The 18921-nt window shown below is 73.2% G+C and carries 14 protein-coding genes; 10 read left to right on the top strand and 4 right to left on the bottom strand.

From position 1 onward, the window contains the following. Positions 1-62: 62 nt before the first annotated feature. The 3 genes from ACWDBE_RS06820 (at position 63) to ACWDBE_RS06810 (ending at position 2854) form a co-directional block, all read left to right on the top strand. Entirely contained in the window at positions 63-1565 is a 1503-nt protein-coding gene (locus ACWDBE_RS06820; protein WP_449807411.1) for an AAA family ATPase, read from the top strand. A gap of 32 nt (positions 1566-1597) precedes the next feature. Continuing rightward, a complete protein-coding gene (locus ACWDBE_RS06815; protein WP_449792700.1) occupies positions 1598-1972 on the top strand; it encodes a nucleotide pyrophosphohydrolase in 375 nt (124 codons plus the stop codon). Positions 1973-2137: 165 nt separating this feature from the next. Continuing rightward, positions 2138-2854, top strand: a complete 717-nt coding sequence (locus ACWDBE_RS06810) for a DUF6099 family protein (RefSeq protein WP_449807409.1) — start codon at positions 2138-2140, stop codon at positions 2852-2854. Here the strand turns inward: ACWDBE_RS06810 and ACWDBE_RS06805 are convergent. Further along, complete coding sequence (locus tag ACWDBE_RS06805) at positions 2800-3036, bottom strand: hypothetical protein (protein ID WP_449807408.1); 237 nt, start codon at positions 3034-3036, stop codon at positions 2800-2802. The two genes, ACWDBE_RS06810 and ACWDBE_RS06805, sit on opposite strands and share 55 nt — an antisense overlap. A gap of 465 nt (positions 3037-3501) precedes the next feature. Here ACWDBE_RS06805 and helR point away from each other — a divergent pair, with 465 nt between their 5' ends. Together helR and ACWDBE_RS06795 are read left to right on the top strand one after the other, a co-directional pair. After that, positions 3502-5658, top strand: coding sequence for an RNA polymerase recycling motor ATPase HelR (helR, locus tag ACWDBE_RS06800; protein ID WP_449807407.1), 2157 nt, complete (start codon positions 3502-3504; stop codon positions 5656-5658). Positions 5659-5794: 136 nt separating this feature from the next. Then, a complete protein-coding gene (locus ACWDBE_RS06795) occupies positions 5795-6094 on the top strand; it encodes a DUF6087 family protein (RefSeq protein WP_392884343.1) in 300 nt (99 codons plus the stop codon). 207 nt (positions 6095-6301) lie between these two features. Here the strand turns inward: ACWDBE_RS06795 and dapD are convergent, their stop codons facing one another. Next, positions 6302-7306 (bottom strand): 2,3,4,5-tetrahydropyridine-2,6-dicarboxylate N-succinyltransferase, encoded by a 1005-nt coding sequence (dapD, locus tag ACWDBE_RS06790; protein ID WP_449792681.1) that lies wholly within the window; start codon positions 7304-7306, stop codon positions 6302-6304. A gap of 141 nt (positions 7307-7447) precedes the next feature. Here dapD and ACWDBE_RS06785 point away from each other — a divergent pair, with 141 nt between their 5' ends. The 3 genes from ACWDBE_RS06785 (at position 7448) to argF (ending at position 12928) form a co-directional block, all read left to right on the top strand. Beyond that, the gene (locus ACWDBE_RS06785) at positions 7448-9034 is read left to right on the top strand and encodes a 3' terminal RNA ribose 2'-O-methyltransferase Hen1 (RefSeq protein ID WP_449807406.1); all 1587 of its coding nucleotides are present in this window, start codon (positions 7448-7450) and stop codon (positions 9032-9034) included. Continuing rightward, positions 9031-11748, top strand: coding sequence for a polynucleotide kinase-phosphatase (locus ACWDBE_RS06780; protein ID WP_449807405.1), 2718 nt, complete (start codon positions 9031-9033; stop codon positions 11746-11748). Before ACWDBE_RS06785 ends, ACWDBE_RS06780 begins: the two co-directional genes overlap by 4 nt. A 178-nt stretch (positions 11749-11926) precedes the next feature. Next, the gene (argF, locus tag ACWDBE_RS06775) at positions 11927-12928 is read left to right on the top strand and encodes an ornithine carbamoyltransferase (protein WP_449807404.1); all 1002 of its coding nucleotides are present in this window, start codon (positions 11927-11929) and stop codon (positions 12926-12928) included. Between the two features lie 135 nt (positions 12929-13063). Here argF and ACWDBE_RS06770 read toward each other — a convergent pair whose 3' ends face one another. After that, positions 13064-13597: a superoxide dismutase family protein gene (locus ACWDBE_RS06770; RefSeq protein ID WP_449807403.1), complete on the bottom strand. Its 534-nt coding sequence runs from the start codon at positions 13595-13597 to the stop codon at positions 13064-13066. Positions 13598-13693: 96 nt separating this feature from the next. Then, a complete protein-coding gene (locus ACWDBE_RS06765; protein ID WP_449807402.1) occupies positions 13694-14101 on the bottom strand; it encodes a type II toxin-antitoxin system VapC family toxin in 408 nt (135 codons plus the stop codon). Between the two features lie 694 nt (positions 14102-14795). Here ACWDBE_RS06765 and acnA point away from each other — a divergent pair. Together acnA and ACWDBE_RS06755 are read left to right on the top strand one after the other, a co-directional pair. Next, positions 14796-17441 (top strand): aconitate hydratase AcnA, encoded by a 2646-nt coding sequence (gene acnA, locus ACWDBE_RS06760; RefSeq protein WP_449792687.1) that lies wholly within the window; start codon positions 14796-14798, stop codon positions 17439-17441. A gap of 171 nt (positions 17442-17612) precedes the next feature. Then, entirely contained in the window at positions 17613-18920 is a 1308-nt protein-coding gene (locus ACWDBE_RS06755; RefSeq protein ID WP_449792688.1) for a glycoside hydrolase family 18 protein, read from the top strand. The last annotated feature ends 1 nt before the right edge of the window (position 18921 follow it).

The following is an 18921-nucleotide window of genomic DNA, read 5'->3' as shown; positions in this document are numbered from 1 at the left end:
TTGGGATGAATCTGCCGCGCAGGCACGTTTCTGCCGCTCGGCCTGCGGCTAACGTCCGACGGGTGAACCGCGACGCCACCAGGCCCGCAAGGCCGTCCCAGCTCCGACCGGGCGCCCCGGGGCCCGACCGGCCGCCCGTGCCGCGCCCCACCGTCGAGGAGCTCCGGCTCACCTCGTTCAAGTCCTACCGGCGCGCGGTGCTGCCGCTCGCCCCCCTCACGGTGCTGCACGGGCCCGCCGGGGTCGGCAAGTCCAACGCGCTCGACGCGCTGGCCGTGCTGTCCCGGCTCGCCCTCGGCGAGGAGATCGCCGACTCGCTGGACGGGCTGCCCGAACGCACCGGCCCGCTCGCCGCACCCGTCCGGGGCGGCCTGGACGGGTGCGTCCCGCACGGACGGGACGCGATCATCCTCGGCTGCACCGTCCGCTCGCCGCACGGCCTGATCCGGCTCGACGTGGTCGTCCGCACCGACGGCCCGGTCCGGATCGCCCGGGAGTCGCTCACCCTCGACGGCCGGACCCTGATGGACACCGGCGAACAGGACGTCCGCAACCGGCGGGTCAACGTGTGCTGGCACAACGACACCCGCCAGGGCGACATCCGCGCGCCGTTCCCCAGCGGCACGATGATCACCGCCCAGCTGCCGCTGCGCGTCGCGGGCTCGTCGGCTGGGGAGTGCCTCGTCCTCGCCGCCACCGAGGACCTGCTCACCGCCCTGCGCGAGGTCTTCCCGCTGCACCCCGTCCCCGCGCTGATGCGCGGCTGGGCGCGGGCCGACCCGCAGGCCCGGCTGCGCAGCAACGCCGCCAACATCTCCGCCGTCGTCGCCCGGCTGAGCAACGAGTGCCCGCGCCGGTACGGGCAACTGCTGCGCGCCGTGCAGTCCGCCGCACCGCACCCGCTGCTCGGGCTCACCCTCGCCGAGCGCGAGAGCGCGGGCGTGCGGCGGGTCCTCGCCGTCTTCGACGAGGGCGTCCTCGGGCGCACCGGCGCGGACCAGGCCTCTGACGGCATGCTGCGCCACCTCGCCTTCGCCTCGGTACTGCTGACCGGGGCCGGGGTGCTCGACCTCGACGTGGCCGCCGAGGTGCCCTGGGCGCACCGGCAGCTCACCGTGCTGGCCGAGGACCTGGGAGCGGGGCTCTCCGGCGAGCAGACCGCGACGCTGCTGCGGCTGGCGCGGGACATGGCGGACCGCAGCCAGCTGCGGGTGGTCGCGGCCCTGCAGGAGCCGGCGGCGGCGCGGGAGGTGCTGGGCGGCGCGCCCAACGGGATGGTGCTGGTCGAGTGCCGCCGGGATCCGGACTCCGGGTTCACGGTGCTGCGGCCGGAGACGGCGCGGGTGCCGGTCCAGGGTGGACACGGGGAGGCGGCCGGGGAGACGGCGGACCCGTTCGACGGAGTGCCGGCAGGGGGTGCGGCAGCGGACGAGGACCGGTCGGACGAGCCGTCGGGTGAGTGGCCGGCGGAGCAGACGGGGGCGGCCGGATCCCCGGTGGGCGGTGGGGCGTCCACGGCGGGCGCTGGGGCGGTGGGCCGCGATGCGGTAGACCTGGAGGGGTGAGCGAACGAGTGACGGGGCCGGCGGAGCCCACCGTGGCGGCCCTGCGGCAGCGGTTGGTGGAATTCGCGGCGGCCCGGCGGTGGGAGCCCTTCCACACCCCGAAGAACCTGGCGGCGGCGCTGAGCGTGGAGGCGGGGGAGCTGCTGGAGATCTTCCAGTGGCTGACGCCCGAGCAGGCGGCGTCGGTGATGTCCGACCCGGAGCGCGCGCACCGGGTGCACGACGAGGTCGCGGACGTGTTGGCCTACCTGCTGCAGTTCTGCACAGCGGTCGGGGTGGATCCGCTGGCGGCCCTGGCGGCCAAGATCGAGCGGAACGAGCTCCGCTTCCCGGTGCCGGTGGACGCGGCCGAACCAGGTGAAAATGTGGCCGGCGTCAACTCGGAGGTGGACGACCAACCCTTGTGAGGGACGGGAGTTATCCACAACCCCCGACTTGTCCACAGCTTCTGACAACGTGGATGCGCGCTCGCGCTCTTCCTCGCACGCTTTCGCCGTGACCAGCCGTCACCACACGGACCGCCCTCCCGGCGGCCGGGGCGACGGCGACAACGAGCGAGGGGAGCGGTGGCCATGGAGGCGCTGCGACTGATCAAGACGGCCCGGCACGCCCTGTCCGAGGCCAGGCACGTACCGGACGTCCTGGCCGAGGCGCGGCAGGCCGCGCTGCTCACCGAGGCGGTGGGCGCCAGGCTGGCGGAGTCGGAGGACGAGGAGCTCACCGGGCTGGGGCAGCAGCTGTCCGAGGCCGGGGCGCACGCGGCGGTCTGCCTGGACCGCTCCGTGGTCCGCGCCGCCCTGGTGAGCGGCGGCCGGGCCGCGCGGCTCACCGACCTCGGGGACTTGCAGCCCGCTCTCGGAGCGCTCGACGGGCTGCTCCAGGAGGTCGGCGAGACGCTGGTGGTGCTGGCCTGCGGGGCGGACACCGAGAGCCTGTACTGGACGTGCATCGACGGCGTGGACGCGGTGTCGGAGTGCAAGGACCTCACCGCGCGGCTGCGCGAGGCGGCGGTCCGGGGCGGAGACGCGCGGCCCGCGGTGCTCGGCGGGGCGGAACGGGAGCGGGTCGGTGGTGGGGCGCCGTTACTGGTGGTCCGGCTCGGCCCGCCGGGCGAGGCCGGTCCGCCGGGCGGCGGCGTGGCGAGTGGCCGCGGCTCGCCCTCCGGCAGTGGCCCGCCGGGCGACGGTGGCCCGCCCGGGGCGGGCGGGCCGGCCGAGGAGGAACGGTCGGCGGGCTACCGGGAGCCCGGGGCGTCCGAGGCCTCGGAGGTGTCCGTGCCGGTCGGATAGGCGGTGGAATCGCCGCTCCCGGGGACGGAGCCCTGGAGTTCGTCGAGGTCCGCGGTGACGGAGGCGAGCAGTTCCTGCATCTGCTCCAGCAGGCTCTTGGGGGTGGCGGGTCCGGCCGAGGTGCCGTCGGCCGAGCCCGTCGGGCTGCTCGGGAACTGCGGCGTGGCAGATGGTTCGGACATCACGGGACCTCTTCGGATCGGTGGTGCGGCGTGGAGCGGCCGACGGTGGCTCGGCCGCACGGCGGGAGGCGGCAGTTGCCCGCCACCGGGGCACCCACCCCGCCGTTGCACCCAACGAACCGCTCCGGATGTCGTCACCCGGACACCACCCGATGCGGTCCAACTCCGGCGCGCGGTAAGCCTCCCGGGTGAGGCGGGGTTGCCGTCGCGGCGCTGCCTCGGCTAGGCGCGGAGCGGCTCGGGGCACGGAGCGAGACGGCGGCCGGTGACGCGGAGCCGGGTGGTGGTCGGCGACGTGGAGCGGGGCGTCGGCGGACACGTCCGGAGAGGGGAGCGGAGGTGGGGTGGAGACGGCTCGGGGGAGAACCCACCCCTTGCCACTCTCAACGTATAGCGCATGGGGGGTCTTGCGGCAAGGCCCCCGTGGGGGCGCACAATCGCAGGCCTCAGATCGGAGCTGATGCCATGAACAGCCGGACCACCAGCGCGTTCGACCTTCCCGCCCGCCTCGCCGCCAAGGCCGATCCCGAGCTGATCGGCGAGGACGAGCGGCACTTCGCGGCCGTCGCGGAGAGCCTGGAGAAGTCGATCGCCGAGCTGTCCGACCGCCTCGACGCGCTCCGCCGCGCGCCGGGCGGTCTCGGGCGGGAGGCGATGGACCGGGACGTCGAGGTGCACAAGCTGACCGGTCGGCTGCGTGCCCTGCGCCGCTTCGGGCTGGACCTGTGCCTGGGACGGGTCGTCCTCGCGGACGACCCGGAGCCGGTGTACATCGGGCGGCTCGGCCTCACCGACAGTGAGGGGCGCCGACTGCTGGTCGACTGGCGCTCGCCCGCCGCCGAGCCGTTCTTCGCGGCCACCCACGCCGACCCGATGGGTCTGGCGAGCCGGCGCCGGTACCGCTGGACGGGCGGCCGGATCGGCGACTACTGGGACGAGGTGTTCACCGCCGAGGCCCTGGAGGGGCACGCCGCGCTGGACGACCAGTCCGCGTTCATCGCCAGCCTGGGCGGCAACCGGTCGGCCCGGATGCGGGACGTGCTGGCCACCATCCAGGCGGACCAGGACGCCGTCATCCGGGCCGGGTCCCGGGGCGCCCTGGTGGTGGACGGCGGCCCCGGCACCGGGAAGACGGTCGTCGCGCTGCACCGCTCCGCGTACCTGCTCTACTCCGACCCCAGGCTCGGCCACCGGCGCGGCGGCGTGCTGTTCGTCGGCCCGCACCAGCCCTACCTGGCCTACGTCGCCGACGTCCTGCCCAGCCTCGGTGAGGAGGGGGTGCGCACCTGCACCGTGCGGGACCTCGTCGCCGAGGGGGCGAAGGCCGGGGCCGAGCGGGACGCCGGGGTGGCCCGCCTGAAGTCCTCGGTCGACATGGTGAAGGCGATCGAGAAGGCCGTCCGGTTCTACGAGGAGCCGCCGGCCGAGGGCATGGAGGTCACCACCCACTGGGCCGACCTCTGGCTGAGCGCCGAGGACTGGTCCGACGCCTTCGACGCGCCGGACCCGGGCACCCCGCACAACGAGGCCCGCGAGCAGATCTGGGAGGAGCTGGCCACGATCCTGATGGACAAGCTGGACGAGGACGAGGACGTCTCGCCGGAGCTGTTCCGCCGATCCCTGCGGCAGGACCGCGAGCTGGTCGAGACGCTCAACCGGGCCTGGCCGCTGCTCGACGCGGCCGACCTGGTCGGCGACCTCTGGTCGGTGCCCGCCTACCTGCGGATGTGCGCGCCCTGGCTGGCGCCCGAAGAGGTCCGCCGGCTCCAGCGCAAGGACGCGCCCCAGGCCTGGACGGTCTCCGACCTGCCGCTGCTGGACGCGGCCCGGCAGCGGCTCGGCGATCCGGAGGCGGACCTGCGCCGGCGCCGGCGGGAGGCCGCGGCCGCCGCCGAGCGCGAACGGATGGCCGACGTCATCGGCGACCTCCTGCAGGCCGACGACGACGGCGAGGGCGCGGTGACGATGCTGCGCGGGCGCGACCTCCAGGACACCCTGGTCGACGAGACGGCCCTGCCCGTCGCCGACCCGGAACCGCTCGCCGGGCCGTTCGCGCACATCGTGGTGGACGAGGCCCAGGAGCTGACCGACGCGGAGTGGCAGATGCTGCTGCTGCGCTGCCCGTCCCGGAGCTTCACCATCGTCGGGGACCGGGCACAGGCCAGGCACGGTTTCACGGAGTCCTGGCAGGAGCGGCTGGAGCGGATCGGGCTCGACCGGAGCACGGTGACCTCGCTGAGCATCAACTACCGGACGCCGGAAGAGGTCATGGCCGAAGCCGAGCCCGCGATCCGGGCCGCGCTGCCCGACGCCAACGTGCCGACCTCCGTCCGCAGCAGCGGCATCCCCGTCGCGCACGGGTCGGCGGCGGAGCTGGACGCCGTCCTGGACGGCTGGCTCGCCGAGCGCGCCGAGGGGATCGCCTGTGTGATCGGCGCCCCCGGCTTCGAGGCGCGGCCGCGGGTCCGGTCGCTGACCCCGGAGCTGTCCAAGGGGCTCGAGTTCGACCTGGTCGTCCTGGTCGACCCGGAGGCGTTCGGCGGGGGCGTCGAGGGAGCCGTCGACCGCTACGTCGCGATGACCAGGACGACGCAACGGCTGGTGGTCCTCAGGAGCACGTGAGAAGACGGCGTCGGGCGGCGGCGAGCGGCGGAGGGAGCGGGGTGGGAAAAGAAGGGAGCGAAGGGGCTGGAACGCGCCTCGCCCGGTCGGGTGACGCGGGTGTCGGGCGACGGCGGCGGGAGGCCAGACTGGGGCGATGGACGAGGAGGAACCGCTGGCGTCGTGGGCGGCCAGGCGGGCGCAACGGCTACGGCCGGTCGGGCAGTTGCGGGCCGTACGGCTCACGGGCGGACGACAGCGGGGTGCCCATGTGACGCCGGGTGAACCGAGGCTGATCGTGCGCTGGGACGGCTACCAGTGGCTGCCGGAGACGGTGGCCGAGGACTACGCCACCGCCCAACGGATCCTGTACGGGATCGAGGGCGCGGGAGCGCCGCGGCCCGGGCGTCAGGCCCGGCGGCCGAGGAAGGCGCCGGGGCGCCACCGCAAGCCCTGACGCCCGCGCGGGCAGGTCCACGCGCAGCGGTGCCCGAGCCGCGCCCGGACCACGACCGGTCCCGGTCGCGGCCGCGCCCGGACCACGAGCCGCCCCGGTCGCGGACGAACCCGGGGAACGAGCGGTTCCCGGGAAGCGCGCGGGGTCCGGAAGCGCGCGGGGTCCGGCGCCACCCGGCGCCGGACCCCGACAGCCCCTGCCCGTAGGTCAGTTGTGGGCGTGCAGGTCGGCGTTCAGACCGCCCCAGGAGCCGGAGCGGGCGATGACCTCGACCGCGCCGCTCTGCGAGTTGCGGCGGAACAGCAGGTTGTCCTGGCCGGACAGTTCGACGGCCTTGGCCACCGTGCCGTCCGGAGTGGTGACCCGGGTGCCGGCGGTCACGTACAGGCCGGCCTCGACCACGCAGTCGCTGCCGAGCGAGATGCCGATGCCCGCGTTGGCGCCGAGCAGGCAGCGCTCGCCGACCGAGACGACCTGCTTGCCGCCACCGGAAAGGGTGCCCATGATCGAGGCGCCGCCGCCGATGTCGCTGTGGTCGCCGACGACGACGCCCGCGCTGATCCGGCCCTCGACCATGGAGGTGCCCAGCGTGCCGGCGTTGAAGTTGACGAAGCCCTCGTGCATCACGGTGGTGCCGGCGGCCAGGTGCGCACCGAGCCGGACGCGGTCGGCGTGGGCGATGCGCACACCGGTCGGGGCGACGTAGTCGGTCATCCGCGGGAACTTGTCGATCCCGTACACGGCCAGCTGGCCGCCCTGGGCGCGCACGGCCAGGCGGGCCTGCTCGACCTTGTCCACCGGGACGGGGCCGATGCTGGTCCAGGCGACGTTGGCCAGCAGGCCGAAGATGCCGTCCAGGTTCTGGCCGTGCGGCTTGACCAGCCGGTGGCTGAGCAGGTGCAGGCGCAGGTACACGTCGTGCGTGTCGAGCGGCTTCTCGTCCAGCGAGGCGATGGTGGTGCGCACGGCGACCACCTCGACGCCGCGGCGCGCGTCGGCGCGCAGCGCCTCGGCCGCGCCGGCACCGAGCTCGGCCTCGGCCTGCTCGGCGGTCAGCCGGACGGTGCCGGCCGGGCCGGGCTCGGCGGCCAGCGCGGGAGCGGGGAACCAGGTGTCGAGGACGGTGCCGTCGGCGGCGATGGTGGCCAGGCCGGCGGCCACGGCGCCGGTCGCCGCGGAGGTGGATTCGTGCGAGGTGGATTCAGCAGTCACACCGTGCACGTTAACCAATGCGGGGCCCCGGTGCCGAACACGCCCGCCGGGCGGACGCGCCCGGCGGACGTGCTGGTCGGCGGCCCGCGGGGCGGGAAAACCCGGTGCTCGGCGCTCCGGTGCTGGGCAATACTTCAGCGGGTGTTCATGTCGATCTCCACCACCGGCAGCGCCGAGGCCCCGGCCACGGACCTCGGGTTCCTGCTGCACAAGCACCCCGGCAAGGTCCAGCAATTCACCACGTCGCACGGCGAGGCCCACGTCTTCTACCCCGAGGCGGGGGACGAGCTCTGCACGGCGGCACTGCTGCTGGACATCGACCCGATCACACTGGTCCGCAAGGGTCGGGGCGACGGCAGGGGGCGCGGCGGCTCGCCCGACTTCGCGCTCTCCCAGTACGTCAACGACCGCCCGTACGCCGCGTCCTCGCTGCTCGCGGTGGCGCTGCGGACGGTGTTCAGGTCCGCCATGAAGGGCGTCTGCCCGGCCCGCCCGGAACTGCCGGAGCGGGTGCGCCCGCTGCGGATCGAGCTGCCCGCCGTGCCCGTGAACGGCGCGGGCGAGGGCGGCGGCGCGGCCCTGGTGGCCCGGCTGTTCGAGCCGCTGGGCTGGCGGGTCGAGACGACGGCGATCGCGCTGGACGAGTCCTTCCCCGAGTGGGGCGAGTCCCGCCACGTGCGGATCGCGCTCTCCTCCGACGCGGTCCGGCTCGCCGACGCGCTCCAGCAGCTGTACGTCCTGCTGCCGGTGCTGGACGGCGCCAAGCACTACTGGGTCGCCCCGGACGAGGTGGACAAGCTGCTCGCGGCCGGCCAGGGCTGGTTGGCGGCCCACCCGGAGCGCGCCCTGATCACCCGCCGCTACCTGGCCCGGCGCTGGTCGCTGACCAGGGCCGCGATGGAGCGACTGGAGCTGGCCCGGCTGGCGGAGGCCGACGACCGCGAGGTCGAGGAGATCGACAACGCGGTCGACGACCGGCCCGAGGAGGAGGTGCGGGAACAGCCGGAACCCAGGCAGCCCTCGCTCGCCGAGCAGCGCCGCGCCGCGATCCTCACCGCGCTGCGCGAGAGCGGCGCCGCCCGCGTCGCCGATCTCGGTTGCGGCCAGGGCGAGTTGATCGGCGAGCTGCTCAAGGACGCCCGGTTCACCGGGATCCTCGGCGTGGACGTCTCCACCAGGGCGCTGCGGGTGGCGAGTCGTAAGCTGGGCCTGGAGCGGTTGTCGGAGCGTCAGGCGGCCCGGGTGTCGCTGGTGCAGGGAGCGCTCACCTACACCGACGTCCGGCTCAAGGGCTTCGACGCGGCGGTGCTGTGCGAGGTGATCGAGCACCTGGACCTGCCGCGGCTGCCCGCGCTGGAGTACGCGGTGTTCGGCGCCGCCCGGCCGAGGACGGTCGTGGTCACCACGCCGAACGCCGAGTACAACGTCCGCTGGGACAGCCTGCCGGCGGGCGCCGTCCGGCACGCCGACCACCGCTTCGAGTGGTCCCGGGCCGAGTTCCGCGCCTGGACCGGGAAGGTCGCCGCCGCGTACGGCTACACCGTGGAGCTGCGCCCGGTCGGTCCACAGGACGAGGAGGTCGGCGCCCCGACCCAGCTGGCCCTGTTCACCACGTCCACCACGCCCACCACGTCCACTCCGACCGCTACGACCACGGCACCCACCACGCCCACCCCGACCGCCACGACCATCCCGACCACGACGCCCGAAGGAGGCGAGCCCCGATGACCGATGACGCGACCGACACGACCGACACCCCCGGCGAGAGCCGGGACCAGGACGGTGCGAAGAGCGCCACCCCCCGCCGCCTCCCCGTCACCGACGTCTCCCTCGTCGTCCTGATCGGCACCAGCGGCGCGGGCAAGTCCACCTTCGCCCGCCGCCACTTCCTGCCCACCCAGGTGGTCTCCTCCGACTTCTGCCGGGGCCTGGTCGCCGACGACGAGAACGACCAGTCCGCCTCCGCCGAGGCCTTCGACGTCCTGCACTACATCGTCGGCAAGCGCCTGGCGGCCGGTCGGCTGACCGTCGTGGACGCCACCAACGTGCAGCCCGAGGCCCGCCGGCAGCTGGTCGCGATCGCCCGCGAGCACGACGTGCTGCCGATCGCGATCGTCCTGGACGTCCCACCGGGGGTGTGCGCCGAGCGCAACCGCTCGCGTCCGGACCGTCAGCTGCCGGCCCATGTGATCCCCCGCCAGCACCGGGAACTGCACCGCTCCCTCCGCGGCCTGGAGCGCGAGGGCTTCCGCAAGGTGCACGTCCTGCGCGGCGAGGCCGAGGTCGCGACCGCCGAGATCGTGCTGGAGAAGCGCTACAACGACCTGCGTCACCTCACCGGCCCGTTCGACCTCGTCGGCGACATCCACGGCTGCCGCTCCGAGCTGGAGACCCTGCTGACCCGGCTCGGCTACACGCTCACCCGGGACGCCGAGGGCCGCCCGGTGGACGCCGCGCACCCCGCGGGCCGCACCGCCGTCTTCGTCGGCGACCTGGTCGACCGCGGCCCCGACACCCCGGGCGTGCTGCGCCTGGTGATGGGCATGGTGGCGGCCGGCCACGCGCTCTGCGTGCCGGGCAACCACGAGAACAAGCTGGGCCGGGCGATGGACGGCAAGAAGGTCAACGTCGCCTACGGCCTCCAGGAGTCGCTGGACCAGCTGGCGGGGGAGAGCGAGGAGTTCCGGGCCGAGGTCCGCGCGTTCATGCGCGGCCTGGTCAGCCACTACCTGCTGGACGGCGGCGCCCTGGTGGTCTGCCACGCCGGCCTGCCGGAGAGGTACCACGGCCGCAACTCCGGCCGGGTCCGCTCGCACGCGCTGTACGGGGACACCACCGGCGAGACCGACGAGTACGGCCTGCCGGTGCGCTACCCGTGGGCGGAGGAGTACCGGGGCCGGGCGCTGGTGGTCTACGGCCACACCCCGGTGCCGGTCGCGAGCTTCGTCAACAACACCGTCTGCCTGGACACCGGCTGCGTCTTCGGCGGCAGCCTGACCGCGCTGCGCTACCCGGAGCGCGAGCTGGTGAGCGTCGAGGCGGAGCGCGAGTGGTACGCCCCGGTGCGTCCGCTGGTCACCGACGCGCCGGGCGCCCGCGAGGGCCGTCCGCTGGACCTCGCCGACGTGGCCGGGCGCCGGATCGTCGAGACCGGGCTGCACGGGCGGGTGGCCGTCCGGGAGGAGAACGCGGCCGCGGCGCTGGAGGTGATGAGCCGCTTCGCGCTGGACCCGCGGCTGCTCGCCTACCTGCCGCCGACCATGGCACCGAGCGCCACCTCCCGCCGGGACGGCTACCTGGAGCACCCGGAGGAGGCCTTCCTCGGCTACCGGGCCGACGGCGTGCAGCACCTGGTCTGCGAGGAGAAGCACATGGGCTCGCGCGCGGTGCTGCTGGTCGCCCGGGACGAGGCCGCGCTGGAGCGCCGCTTCGGCGTGGCCGGCCCCGGTGCGATCTGGACCCGGACCGGCCGCGCCTTCCTCGCCGACGAGGAGCTGACCGGCGCCGTGCTCGGCCGGGTCCGGGAGGCCGCCGGGCGCGCCGGGCTGTTCGAGGAGCTGGCCACCGACTGGCTGCTGCTGGACGCCGAGCTGATGCCCTGGTCGCTGAAGGCGGTGGAACTGCTGCGCCGCCAGTACGCGGCGGTCGGCGCGGCGGCGGGCGCCGTCCTGCCGGAGGTGCTGTCCGCGCTGGAGCGGGCGGCCGGGCGCGGCCTGGACCTGGCCCACCTGACCGCCCGCCAGCGGCAGCGCGCGGCCGACGCGCAGGCGTTCACCGAGGCGTACCGGCGTTACTGCTGGCCGACGGAGGGCCTGTCGGGCATCAGGCTCGCACCGTTCCAGCTGCTCGCGGCCGAGGGGGCGAACCTGGCGGTGCGCCCGCACGACGAGCACCTGGCCTGGATCGACCGCCTGGTGGCCGCCGACGGGACCGGCGCCGCCGACGGCACGGAACACCCTCAGCACCCGCAGCACCCGCAGCAGGACCCCCAGCACCCGGAGCACCCGCAGGACCAGGAGCCGGTGCTGCACCGTACCCGCCGGATCCTGGTGGACACCGAGGACGAGGCCTCGATGGCCGCCGCCACCGCGTGGTGGGAGGAGCTGACCGCGGCGGGCGGCGAGGGCATGGTGGTCAAGCCGCTGGCCTCGCTGGTGCGCACGGTGCGCGGCGAGGGCCGGCCGGGCGGCCTGGTGCAGCCTGGGGTGAAGGTGCGCGGCCGGGAGTACCTGCGGATCATCTACGGCCCGGACTACACCGAGCACCTCGACCGGCTGCGCCTGCGCGCGCTGGGCCACAAGCGCTCGCTGGCGCTGCGCGAGTACGCGCTGGGGCTGGAGGCGCTGGACCGGCTGGCGGCGGGGGAGCCGCTGTGGCGGGTGCACGAGCCGGTCTTCGCGGTGCTCGCGCTGGAGTCGGAGCCGGTCGATCCGCGACTGTGAGCGCGGTGCCGGAAGGCGGGGAGCCCTTCGCGGGCTCCCCGCGGGCTCTCCGTGGGCTCTCCGTGGGCTCCTCCGGAACCCCCTCCTGCGGGACCGTCCCGGCCCTGCCCTGTATAGAAATTCCGAGTATCGTATAGACTTGCCGCTTCCTCCAGTCCCGTCACCCCAGGAGCCCGGCATGGCCTTCAACCTCCGGAACAGGCACTTCCTCAAGGAGCTCGACTTCACGCCCCAGGAGTTCCGCTTCCTGGTGGACCTCGCCGCCACGCTCAAGGCGGCGAAGTACGCCGGCACCGAGCAGCCCAGACTGCGCGGCAGGAACATCGCGCTGATCTTCGAGAAGACCTCGACCCGCACCCGCTGCGCCTTCGAGGTCGCCGCCCACGACCAGGGCGCCACCACCACCTACCTGGACCCCACGGGCTCCCAGATCGGCCACAAGGAGTCCATCAGGGACACCGCCCGGGTGCTCGGCCGGATGTTCGACGGCATCGAGTACCGCGGCCACGGCCAGGAGATCGTCGAGGAACTGGCCGAGTACGCCGGCGTCCCGGTCTGGAACGGCCTGACCGACGAGTGGCACCCCACCCAGATGCTGGCCGACGTGCTCACCGTCACCGAGCACACGCCCAAGCCGCTCCCCGAGGTCGCCCTCGCCTACCTCGGCGACGCCCGCTCCAACATGGGCAACTCGCTGCTGGTCACCGGCGCCATGCTCGGCATGGACATCCGGATCGTCGCCCCGCGCGCGCTCTGGCCGACCGAGGAGGTGCAGAAGTCGGCGCGGGACCTGGCCGAGACGACCGGGGCCCGGATCACCCTCACCGAGGACGTGGCCGAGGGCGTGGCCGGCGCCGACTTCCTCTACACCGACGTCTGGGTCTCGATGGGCGAGCCCAAGGAGGTCTGGGCCGAGCGGATCGAGCTGCTCAAGCCGTACCAGGTCTCCATGGACACCGTCCGGGCCACCGGCAACCCGGACGTGAAGTTCCTGCACTGCCTGCCCGCCTTCCACGACCTCGGCACGGTGGTCGGGCGGCAGATGCACGAGGCGACCGGCATGAGCGAGCTGGAGTGCACCGACGAACTGTTCGAGTCGGCGCACTCCATCGTGTTCGACCAGGCCGAGAACCGGATGCACACCATCAAGGCGGTGCTGGTCGCCACCCTCGGCTCCTGACTCCCGGCTCCTGGCCGAGGGGCGAGGACCCTTCCCGTCCGAACGGCTCCTGGGTCCGAACGGCTCCTGGGCCCGAACGGCTCCCCGGGCCACGGGCGGCTCCCCGCGCCGCCGGCGCCGGTGCCGGTGCCGGCCTCAGCCGTCCAGCCTGACGCAGGCCACCCGGTCACCCGCCGCGTGCCGGCCGGCCGGGGTGCCCGCGTGCAGCACCAGCGAACGCGCCTCGCCCGGCCGCGGCTGCCAGGCCACCGCGGTGGCGGCGCTGCCCACTCCCTGCCGGTCGGTCCGCAGCACCAGCCGCAGCTCGTTGCCCTCGTTGGCGTACACCGGGTCGGTGGACGGCTGCACCGGGTCGACCACGTTCTGGTAGTGCGGGCCGGAGGAGGCCGGGTCGACCCCGCAGTCGCCGGTGTGGAGGTGCGCCGGGAACTCGTGGTCGGGGGCGAGCCCCGAGACCGCCAGGGTGAGCACCGTCCGCCCGGGCAGCGAGCGGTCGGTGACGATGCGGGCGTGCGAGCCGTACGGCACCAGGTCGCTCGCGTAGCTGATCGCGGTGGGCGGGACGAAGGCGGTGGCCGGGTCGAAGGCGGCCTCGGTGACGGAGGCCGGCGAGGCGGCGGGGGCGAGCAGGGCCAGCGGAAGCAGGGCGGCGGCGAGCGGAGCGGTCATCGGGACGGGGCCTTCCAGGGGCGGGGCGACGGTCGCCCTGCTAACGCGGCCGGGGCTCCCAGGACACCCCCGGCCCTCCCCGTACCGGCGACGTCCTCAGTCCGCGTCCCGCCGGATCCCCCGGATCTCGCAGCGCGGCCCGCTGGCCCGCATCAGCCGCAGGTCGGCGGTGACCAGCGGTACCCCGTACCGCTCGGCGACCGCGACGTACGCGGCGTCGTCCGGGGTCAGGTTGTCCTTGAGTTCCCAGATCCGGCCGAGCAGCGGCGCCACCTCGACCTTGCGGATCGTCACCGCCGCCAGTTCCTCGGCGAGTTCGGCGACCCGCTCTGCGGTCAGCTCCTTGGCCAGGTAGAGCCCGCGAAGTGACTGCATCACCTCGACGACGACGTGCTCGGGCGCCACCCACTCGCCGCCGGAGGCGAGTTCCGCGCGGGCCCTGACCCCGCGCGGGCCCTGGTCGGCGAGTGCCAGTACCAGCGCGGATGCGTCCACCACGATCATCAGTCGGCCCCTGCCCGTCCCCGCACGTCAACTCACCGGCCACGGTACCGGGGCGGCTCCCATCCGGCGGAGCCGGGCCCGGGGGCGCCCAGGGCGGGGCGGACGGGACGTTCCTGGCCGCGCCCTGTCGTGGCGGGCTCCGCCCGACGCCCGGGTGCCGGAGCTCCGCGGAGTGCGGGCCTGGGGCCCGGGCTGGGCGCGGGTGCGCTGCCGGCCCTGTTGTTCGCCGTGGATTACGCCCAGGGCCGGTCGGTGTACGCGGCGTCGGCGAGTTACCGCGCGTATCTGGAGTTCCCGGTGCTGCTGATGCCGGTTCTGGAACTGGGAGCGAACCGGGCGCGACGGAGGACGAAGAGCGACGACGACCCTGCCGGCCGACATCGCCCCCTCGCCGACCGGCGGATCCGGTGGTGAGCTTGTGGTGGTGCTGCCGATGGCGGCCGCCGTCGTGGCGGGTGCGGTCCGGCTGATCAGGCTGGAGCGCAAGCGGCGCGGCCCGGACGACCGGTGAGGCACGGCATGCACTATGGTTTATCTCGACATCGAGATAACTGCCCCTTACGATATATCTCGACATCAAGATACTTGCCGAGAGGCGCTCGCCGGCGATGCGGGCAAGGTAGGCCTAAGTAAGGCTGACCTTACCACCGTGTGACGGCCGGATACCGCACGAAGCACCCAGAAGGAGTCAGTCGTGTCCGCGAACAGCTTCGACGCCCGCAGCTCGCTGCAGGTGGGCGACGAGTCGTACGAGATCTTCAAGCTCTCCGCCGTCGAGGGTTCCGAGCGGCTGCCGTACAGCCTCAAGGTGCTGCTGGAGAACCTGCTCCGCACGGAGGACGGCGCGAACATCACCGCCGACCACATCCGCGCCCTCGGCAACTGGGACGAGAACGCCCAGCCGAGCCAGGAGATCCAGTTCACCCCGGCCCGCGTGATCATGCAGGACTTCACCGGTGTGCCGTGCGTGGTCGACCTCGCCACCATGCGCGAGGCCGTCAAGGAGCTGGGCGGTGACCCGGCGAAGATCAACCCGCTGGCCCCGGCCGAGCTGGTCATCGACCACTCGGTCATCGCCGACAAGTTCGGCACCAAGGACGCGTTCACCCAGAACGTCGAGATCGAGTACGGCCGCAACAAGGAGCGCTACCAGTTCCTGCGCTGGGGCCAGACCGCCTTCGACGAGTTCAAGGTCGTCCCGCCGGGCACCGGCATCGTCCACCAGGTGAACATCGAGCACCTGGCCCGCACCGTCATGGTCCGCGGCGGCCAGGCCTACCCGGACACCTGCGTCGGCACCGACTCGCACACCACCATGGTCAACGGCCTGGGCGTGCTGGGCTGGGGCGTCGGCGGCATCGAGGCCGAGGCCGCCATGCTCGGCCAGCCGGTCTCCATGCTGATCCCGCGCGTCGTCGGCTTCAAGCTGACCGGCGAGCTGCCGGCCGGCACCACCGCCACCGACCTGGTGCTCACCATCACCGAGATGCTGCGCAAGCACGGTGTGGTCGGCAAGTTCGTCGAGTTCTACGGCGACGGCATCGGCTCCATCCCGCTGGCCAACCGCGCCACCATCGGCAACATGTCGCCGGAGTTCGGCTCGACCTGCGCGATCTTCCCGATCGACGCCGAGACCATCAACTACCTGAAGCTCACCGGCCGTGACGAGCAGCAGCTCGCCCTGGTCGAGGCGTACGCCAAGGAGCAGGGTCTCTGGCACGACCCGTCGCACGAGCCGGTCTACTCCGAGTACCTGGAGCTGGACGTCTCCACCGTCGTCCCGTCGATCTCCGGCCCGAAGCGCCCGCAGGACCGCGTGATCCTGGCCGAGGCCGCCGAGAAGTTCGCCGCGGCGCTGCCGACCTACTCCGCCGAGGCCTCGAAGCCGACCGCCGTCACCGCCCCCGACGGCTCGTCCTACGAGATCGACAACGGCGCGGTCGTGATCGCCTCGATCACCTCCTGCACCAACACCTCCAACCCCTCCGTCATGCTGGGCGCCGCCCTGCTGGCGAAGAAGGCCGTGGAGAAGGGCCTGCACGTCAAGCCCTGGGTCAAGACCACCCTGGCGCCCGGCTCCAAGGTCGTCATGGACTACTACGAGAAGGCCGGCCTGCTCCCGTACATGGAGAAGCTGGGCTTCAACCTGGTCGGCTACGGCTGCGTCACCTGCATCGGCAACTCGGGCCCGCTGCCCGAGGAGGTCTCGGCCGCCGTCAACGAGTCCGACCTCGCGGTCGTCTCGGTGCTCTCCGGCAACCGCAACTTCGAGGGCCGGATCAACCCCGACGTCAAGATGAACTACCTGGCCTCCCCGCCGCTGGTGGTCGCCTACGCCCTCGCCGGCAACATGAACGTCGACATCACCAAGGACGCCCTGGGCCAGGACGCCGACGGCAACGACGTCTTCCTCGCCGACATCTGGCCGTCGGAGCAGGAGGTCGCCGACGTCGTCGCCGGCTCCATCGACGAGGCCATGTTCGACAAGGGCTACCAGGACGTCTTCGCCGGTGACCACCGCTGGCAGTCGCTCCCGGTCCCGACCGGCAACACCTTCGAGTGGGACGCCGAGTCCACCTACGTCCGCAAGCCCCCGTACTTCGAGGGCATGGCCAAGACCCCGAGCCCGGTGACCGACATCGCCGGCGCCCGCGTCCTGGCCAAGCTGGGCGACTCGGTCACCACCGACCACATCTCCCCGGCCGGCAACATCAAGCCGGGCACCCCGGCGGCGCAGTACCTGACCGCCAACGGTGTCGAGAAGCGCGACTTCAACTCCTACGGTTCCCGTCGTGGCAACCACGAGGTGATGATCCGCGGCACCTTCGCCAACATCCGCCTGCGCAACCAGATCGCGCCGGGCACCGAGGGCGGCTACACCCGCGACTTCACCCAGGCCGACGCGCCGGTGTCGTTCATCTACGACGCCTCGCAGAACTACCAGGCCGCCGGCATCCCGCTGGTCGTCCTGGCCGGCAAGGAGTACGGCTCCGGCTCGTCCCGCGACTGGGCCGCCAAGGGCACCGCGCTGCTGGGCGTCAAGGCCGTCATCGCCGAGTCGTACGAGCGCATCCACCGCTCGAACCTGATCGGCATGGGCGTCCTGCCGCTGCAGTTCCCGGAGGGCGAGAACGCCGAGTCCCTCGGCCTGACCGGCGAGGAGACCTTCTCCATCACCGGCGTGACCGAGCTCAACGAGGGCCGCACCCCGAAGACCGTCAAGGTCAAGGCCGGTGACAAGGAGTTCGACGCGGTCGTCCGCATCGACACCCCCGGTGAGGCGGACTACTACCGCAACGGCGGCATCCTGCAGTACGTGCTGCGCTCGCTGATCGGCTGAGTCCCGGCACAGGCCTGAGAGGGGCCGGACCGCACTTCGCGGTCCGGCCCCTCCGCTTTTGCATACTGCGCCGGTTGCCGTCGACCCCTTGTGCGGTGAACGGCGGATGGACTAAACCTCTGTGGCATCTGGTCCAGACCATTTGACGTCGCTACAGAGAACAGGTCCGGTATGCCCACTCGCGCCTCAGCCCTGCTCGCCGCCGCCACCGTCGCCGCGCTGCTCGCCGCCCCCGCCACCGCCAACGCCGCCGACGGACGGCACGGCCCGAAGCTGAAGGGCCAGCGGGTCGGCTACTTCACCCAGTGGGGCGCCGACAGCTCCGCCAAGCGGGTCCAGGAGTCCGGCCAGGCGGCCAGGCTCACCGTCATCAACTACGCCTTCGGCAACGTCTCCGCCGACGGCACCTGCTTCGAGAGCAACGAGCCCGGCCAGGGCGACGCCCGCGACGACTACCAGCGCTCCTTCTCCGCCGCCGAGTCGGTGGACGGCGTGGCCGACGCCCCGGGCCAGCCGCTGAAGGGCCACTTCAACCAGCTGCGCAAGCTCAAGGCGAAGAACCCCCAGCTGCGCACGGTCATCTCGCTGGGCGGCTGGACCTGGTCCAAGTACTTCTCCGACGCGGCCGCCACCGACGAGTCCCGCAAGAAGTTCGTCTCCTCCTGCATCGACCTCTACCTCAAGGGCGACCTGCCGGTCCTGGCCGACTCACCGGAGGGCGGCCGGGGCGCGGCCGCGGGCGTCTTCGACGGCATCGACATCGACTGGGAGTACCCGGGCGGTGGCGGGGACGCGGGAAACGTGGTCCGCCCCGAGGACGGGCACAACTTCACCCTGCTGATGCGGGAGTTCCGCGACCAGCTGGACGCGCTGAGCGGCAGGAAGGGCAAGCACTACCTGCTGACCGCCGCGGTGGCCGCCAACGAGACCGTCGCCGACCGGCTCGAACTGCCGCAGCTGAGCGAGTCGATGGACTGGCTGAACGTGATGACCTACGACCTGCACGGCCCCTGGGAGGGCAAGGGTCCGGCCAACCACCAGGCCAACCTGTACTCCGACCCGACCGACCCGGACCCTCGGCAGCGCAGCGCCGACACCGCCGTGACCCACTACCAGGAGCGCGGGATGCCCTCCGAGCAGCTCGTCCTCGGCGCCCCGCTGTACGGCCACGGCTGGACCGGCGTCGCCCCCGGCAAGCGCGGCGGCCTCTTCCAGAGCGCCACCGCGTCCGCGCCCGACCGCTCCTACCGGGAGATCAACGAGCTGCCGGGCAAGGTCCACCTGGACCGCGACCACGGCGCGTCCTGGAAGTACGACGGCACCACCTTCTACAGCTACGACACCGCCGAGGTGCTCACCCAGAAGGCGCGGTACACGCGCTGGAACGACCTGGCCGGGGTGATGGTCTGGTCGCTGGACGGCGACGACGCCCAGGGCAGCGCGATCGCCGCGCTGGACCGCGGCCTGCGCCGCGACTGAC

The organism is Kitasatospora sp. NPDC001132, from assembly GCF_053598415.1.
The sequence above is the reverse complement of the archived record's forward strand: the minus strand, read 5'-3'. Positions and strand labels throughout refer to the sequence as shown.

Coding starts and splice junctions, on each gene's coding strand:
- ACWDBE_RS06780 (WP_449807405.1), top strand. CDS start 9,031: ATGACCGATGACGCGACCGACACGACCGACACCCCCGGCGAGAGCCGG.
- ACWDBE_RS06805 (WP_449807408.1), bottom strand. CDS start 3,036: ATGTCCGAACCATCTGCCACGCCGCAGTTCCCGAGCAGCCCGACGGGC.
- ACWDBE_RS06755 (WP_449792688.1), top strand. CDS start 17,613: ATGCCCACTCGCGCCTCAGCCCTGCTCGCCGCCGCCACCGTCGCCGCG.
- ACWDBE_RS06795 (WP_392884343.1), top strand. CDS start 5,795: ATGGACGAGGAGGAACCGCTGGCGTCGTGGGCGGCCAGGCGGGCGCAA.
- ACWDBE_RS06765 (WP_449807402.1), bottom strand. CDS start 14,101: ATGATCGTGGTGGACGCATCCGCGCTGGTACTGGCACTCGCCGACCAG.
- ACWDBE_RS06770 (WP_449807403.1), bottom strand. CDS start 13,597: ATGACCGCTCCGCTCGCCGCCGCCCTGCTTCCGCTGGCCCTGCTCGCC.
- helR (WP_449807407.1), top strand. CDS start 3,502: ATGAACAGCCGGACCACCAGCGCGTTCGACCTTCCCGCCCGCCTCGCC.
- ACWDBE_RS06810 (WP_449807409.1), top strand. CDS start 2,138: ATGGAGGCGCTGCGACTGATCAAGACGGCCCGGCACGCCCTGTCCGAG.
- argF (WP_449807404.1), top strand. CDS start 11,927: ATGGCCTTCAACCTCCGGAACAGGCACTTCCTCAAGGAGCTCGACTTC.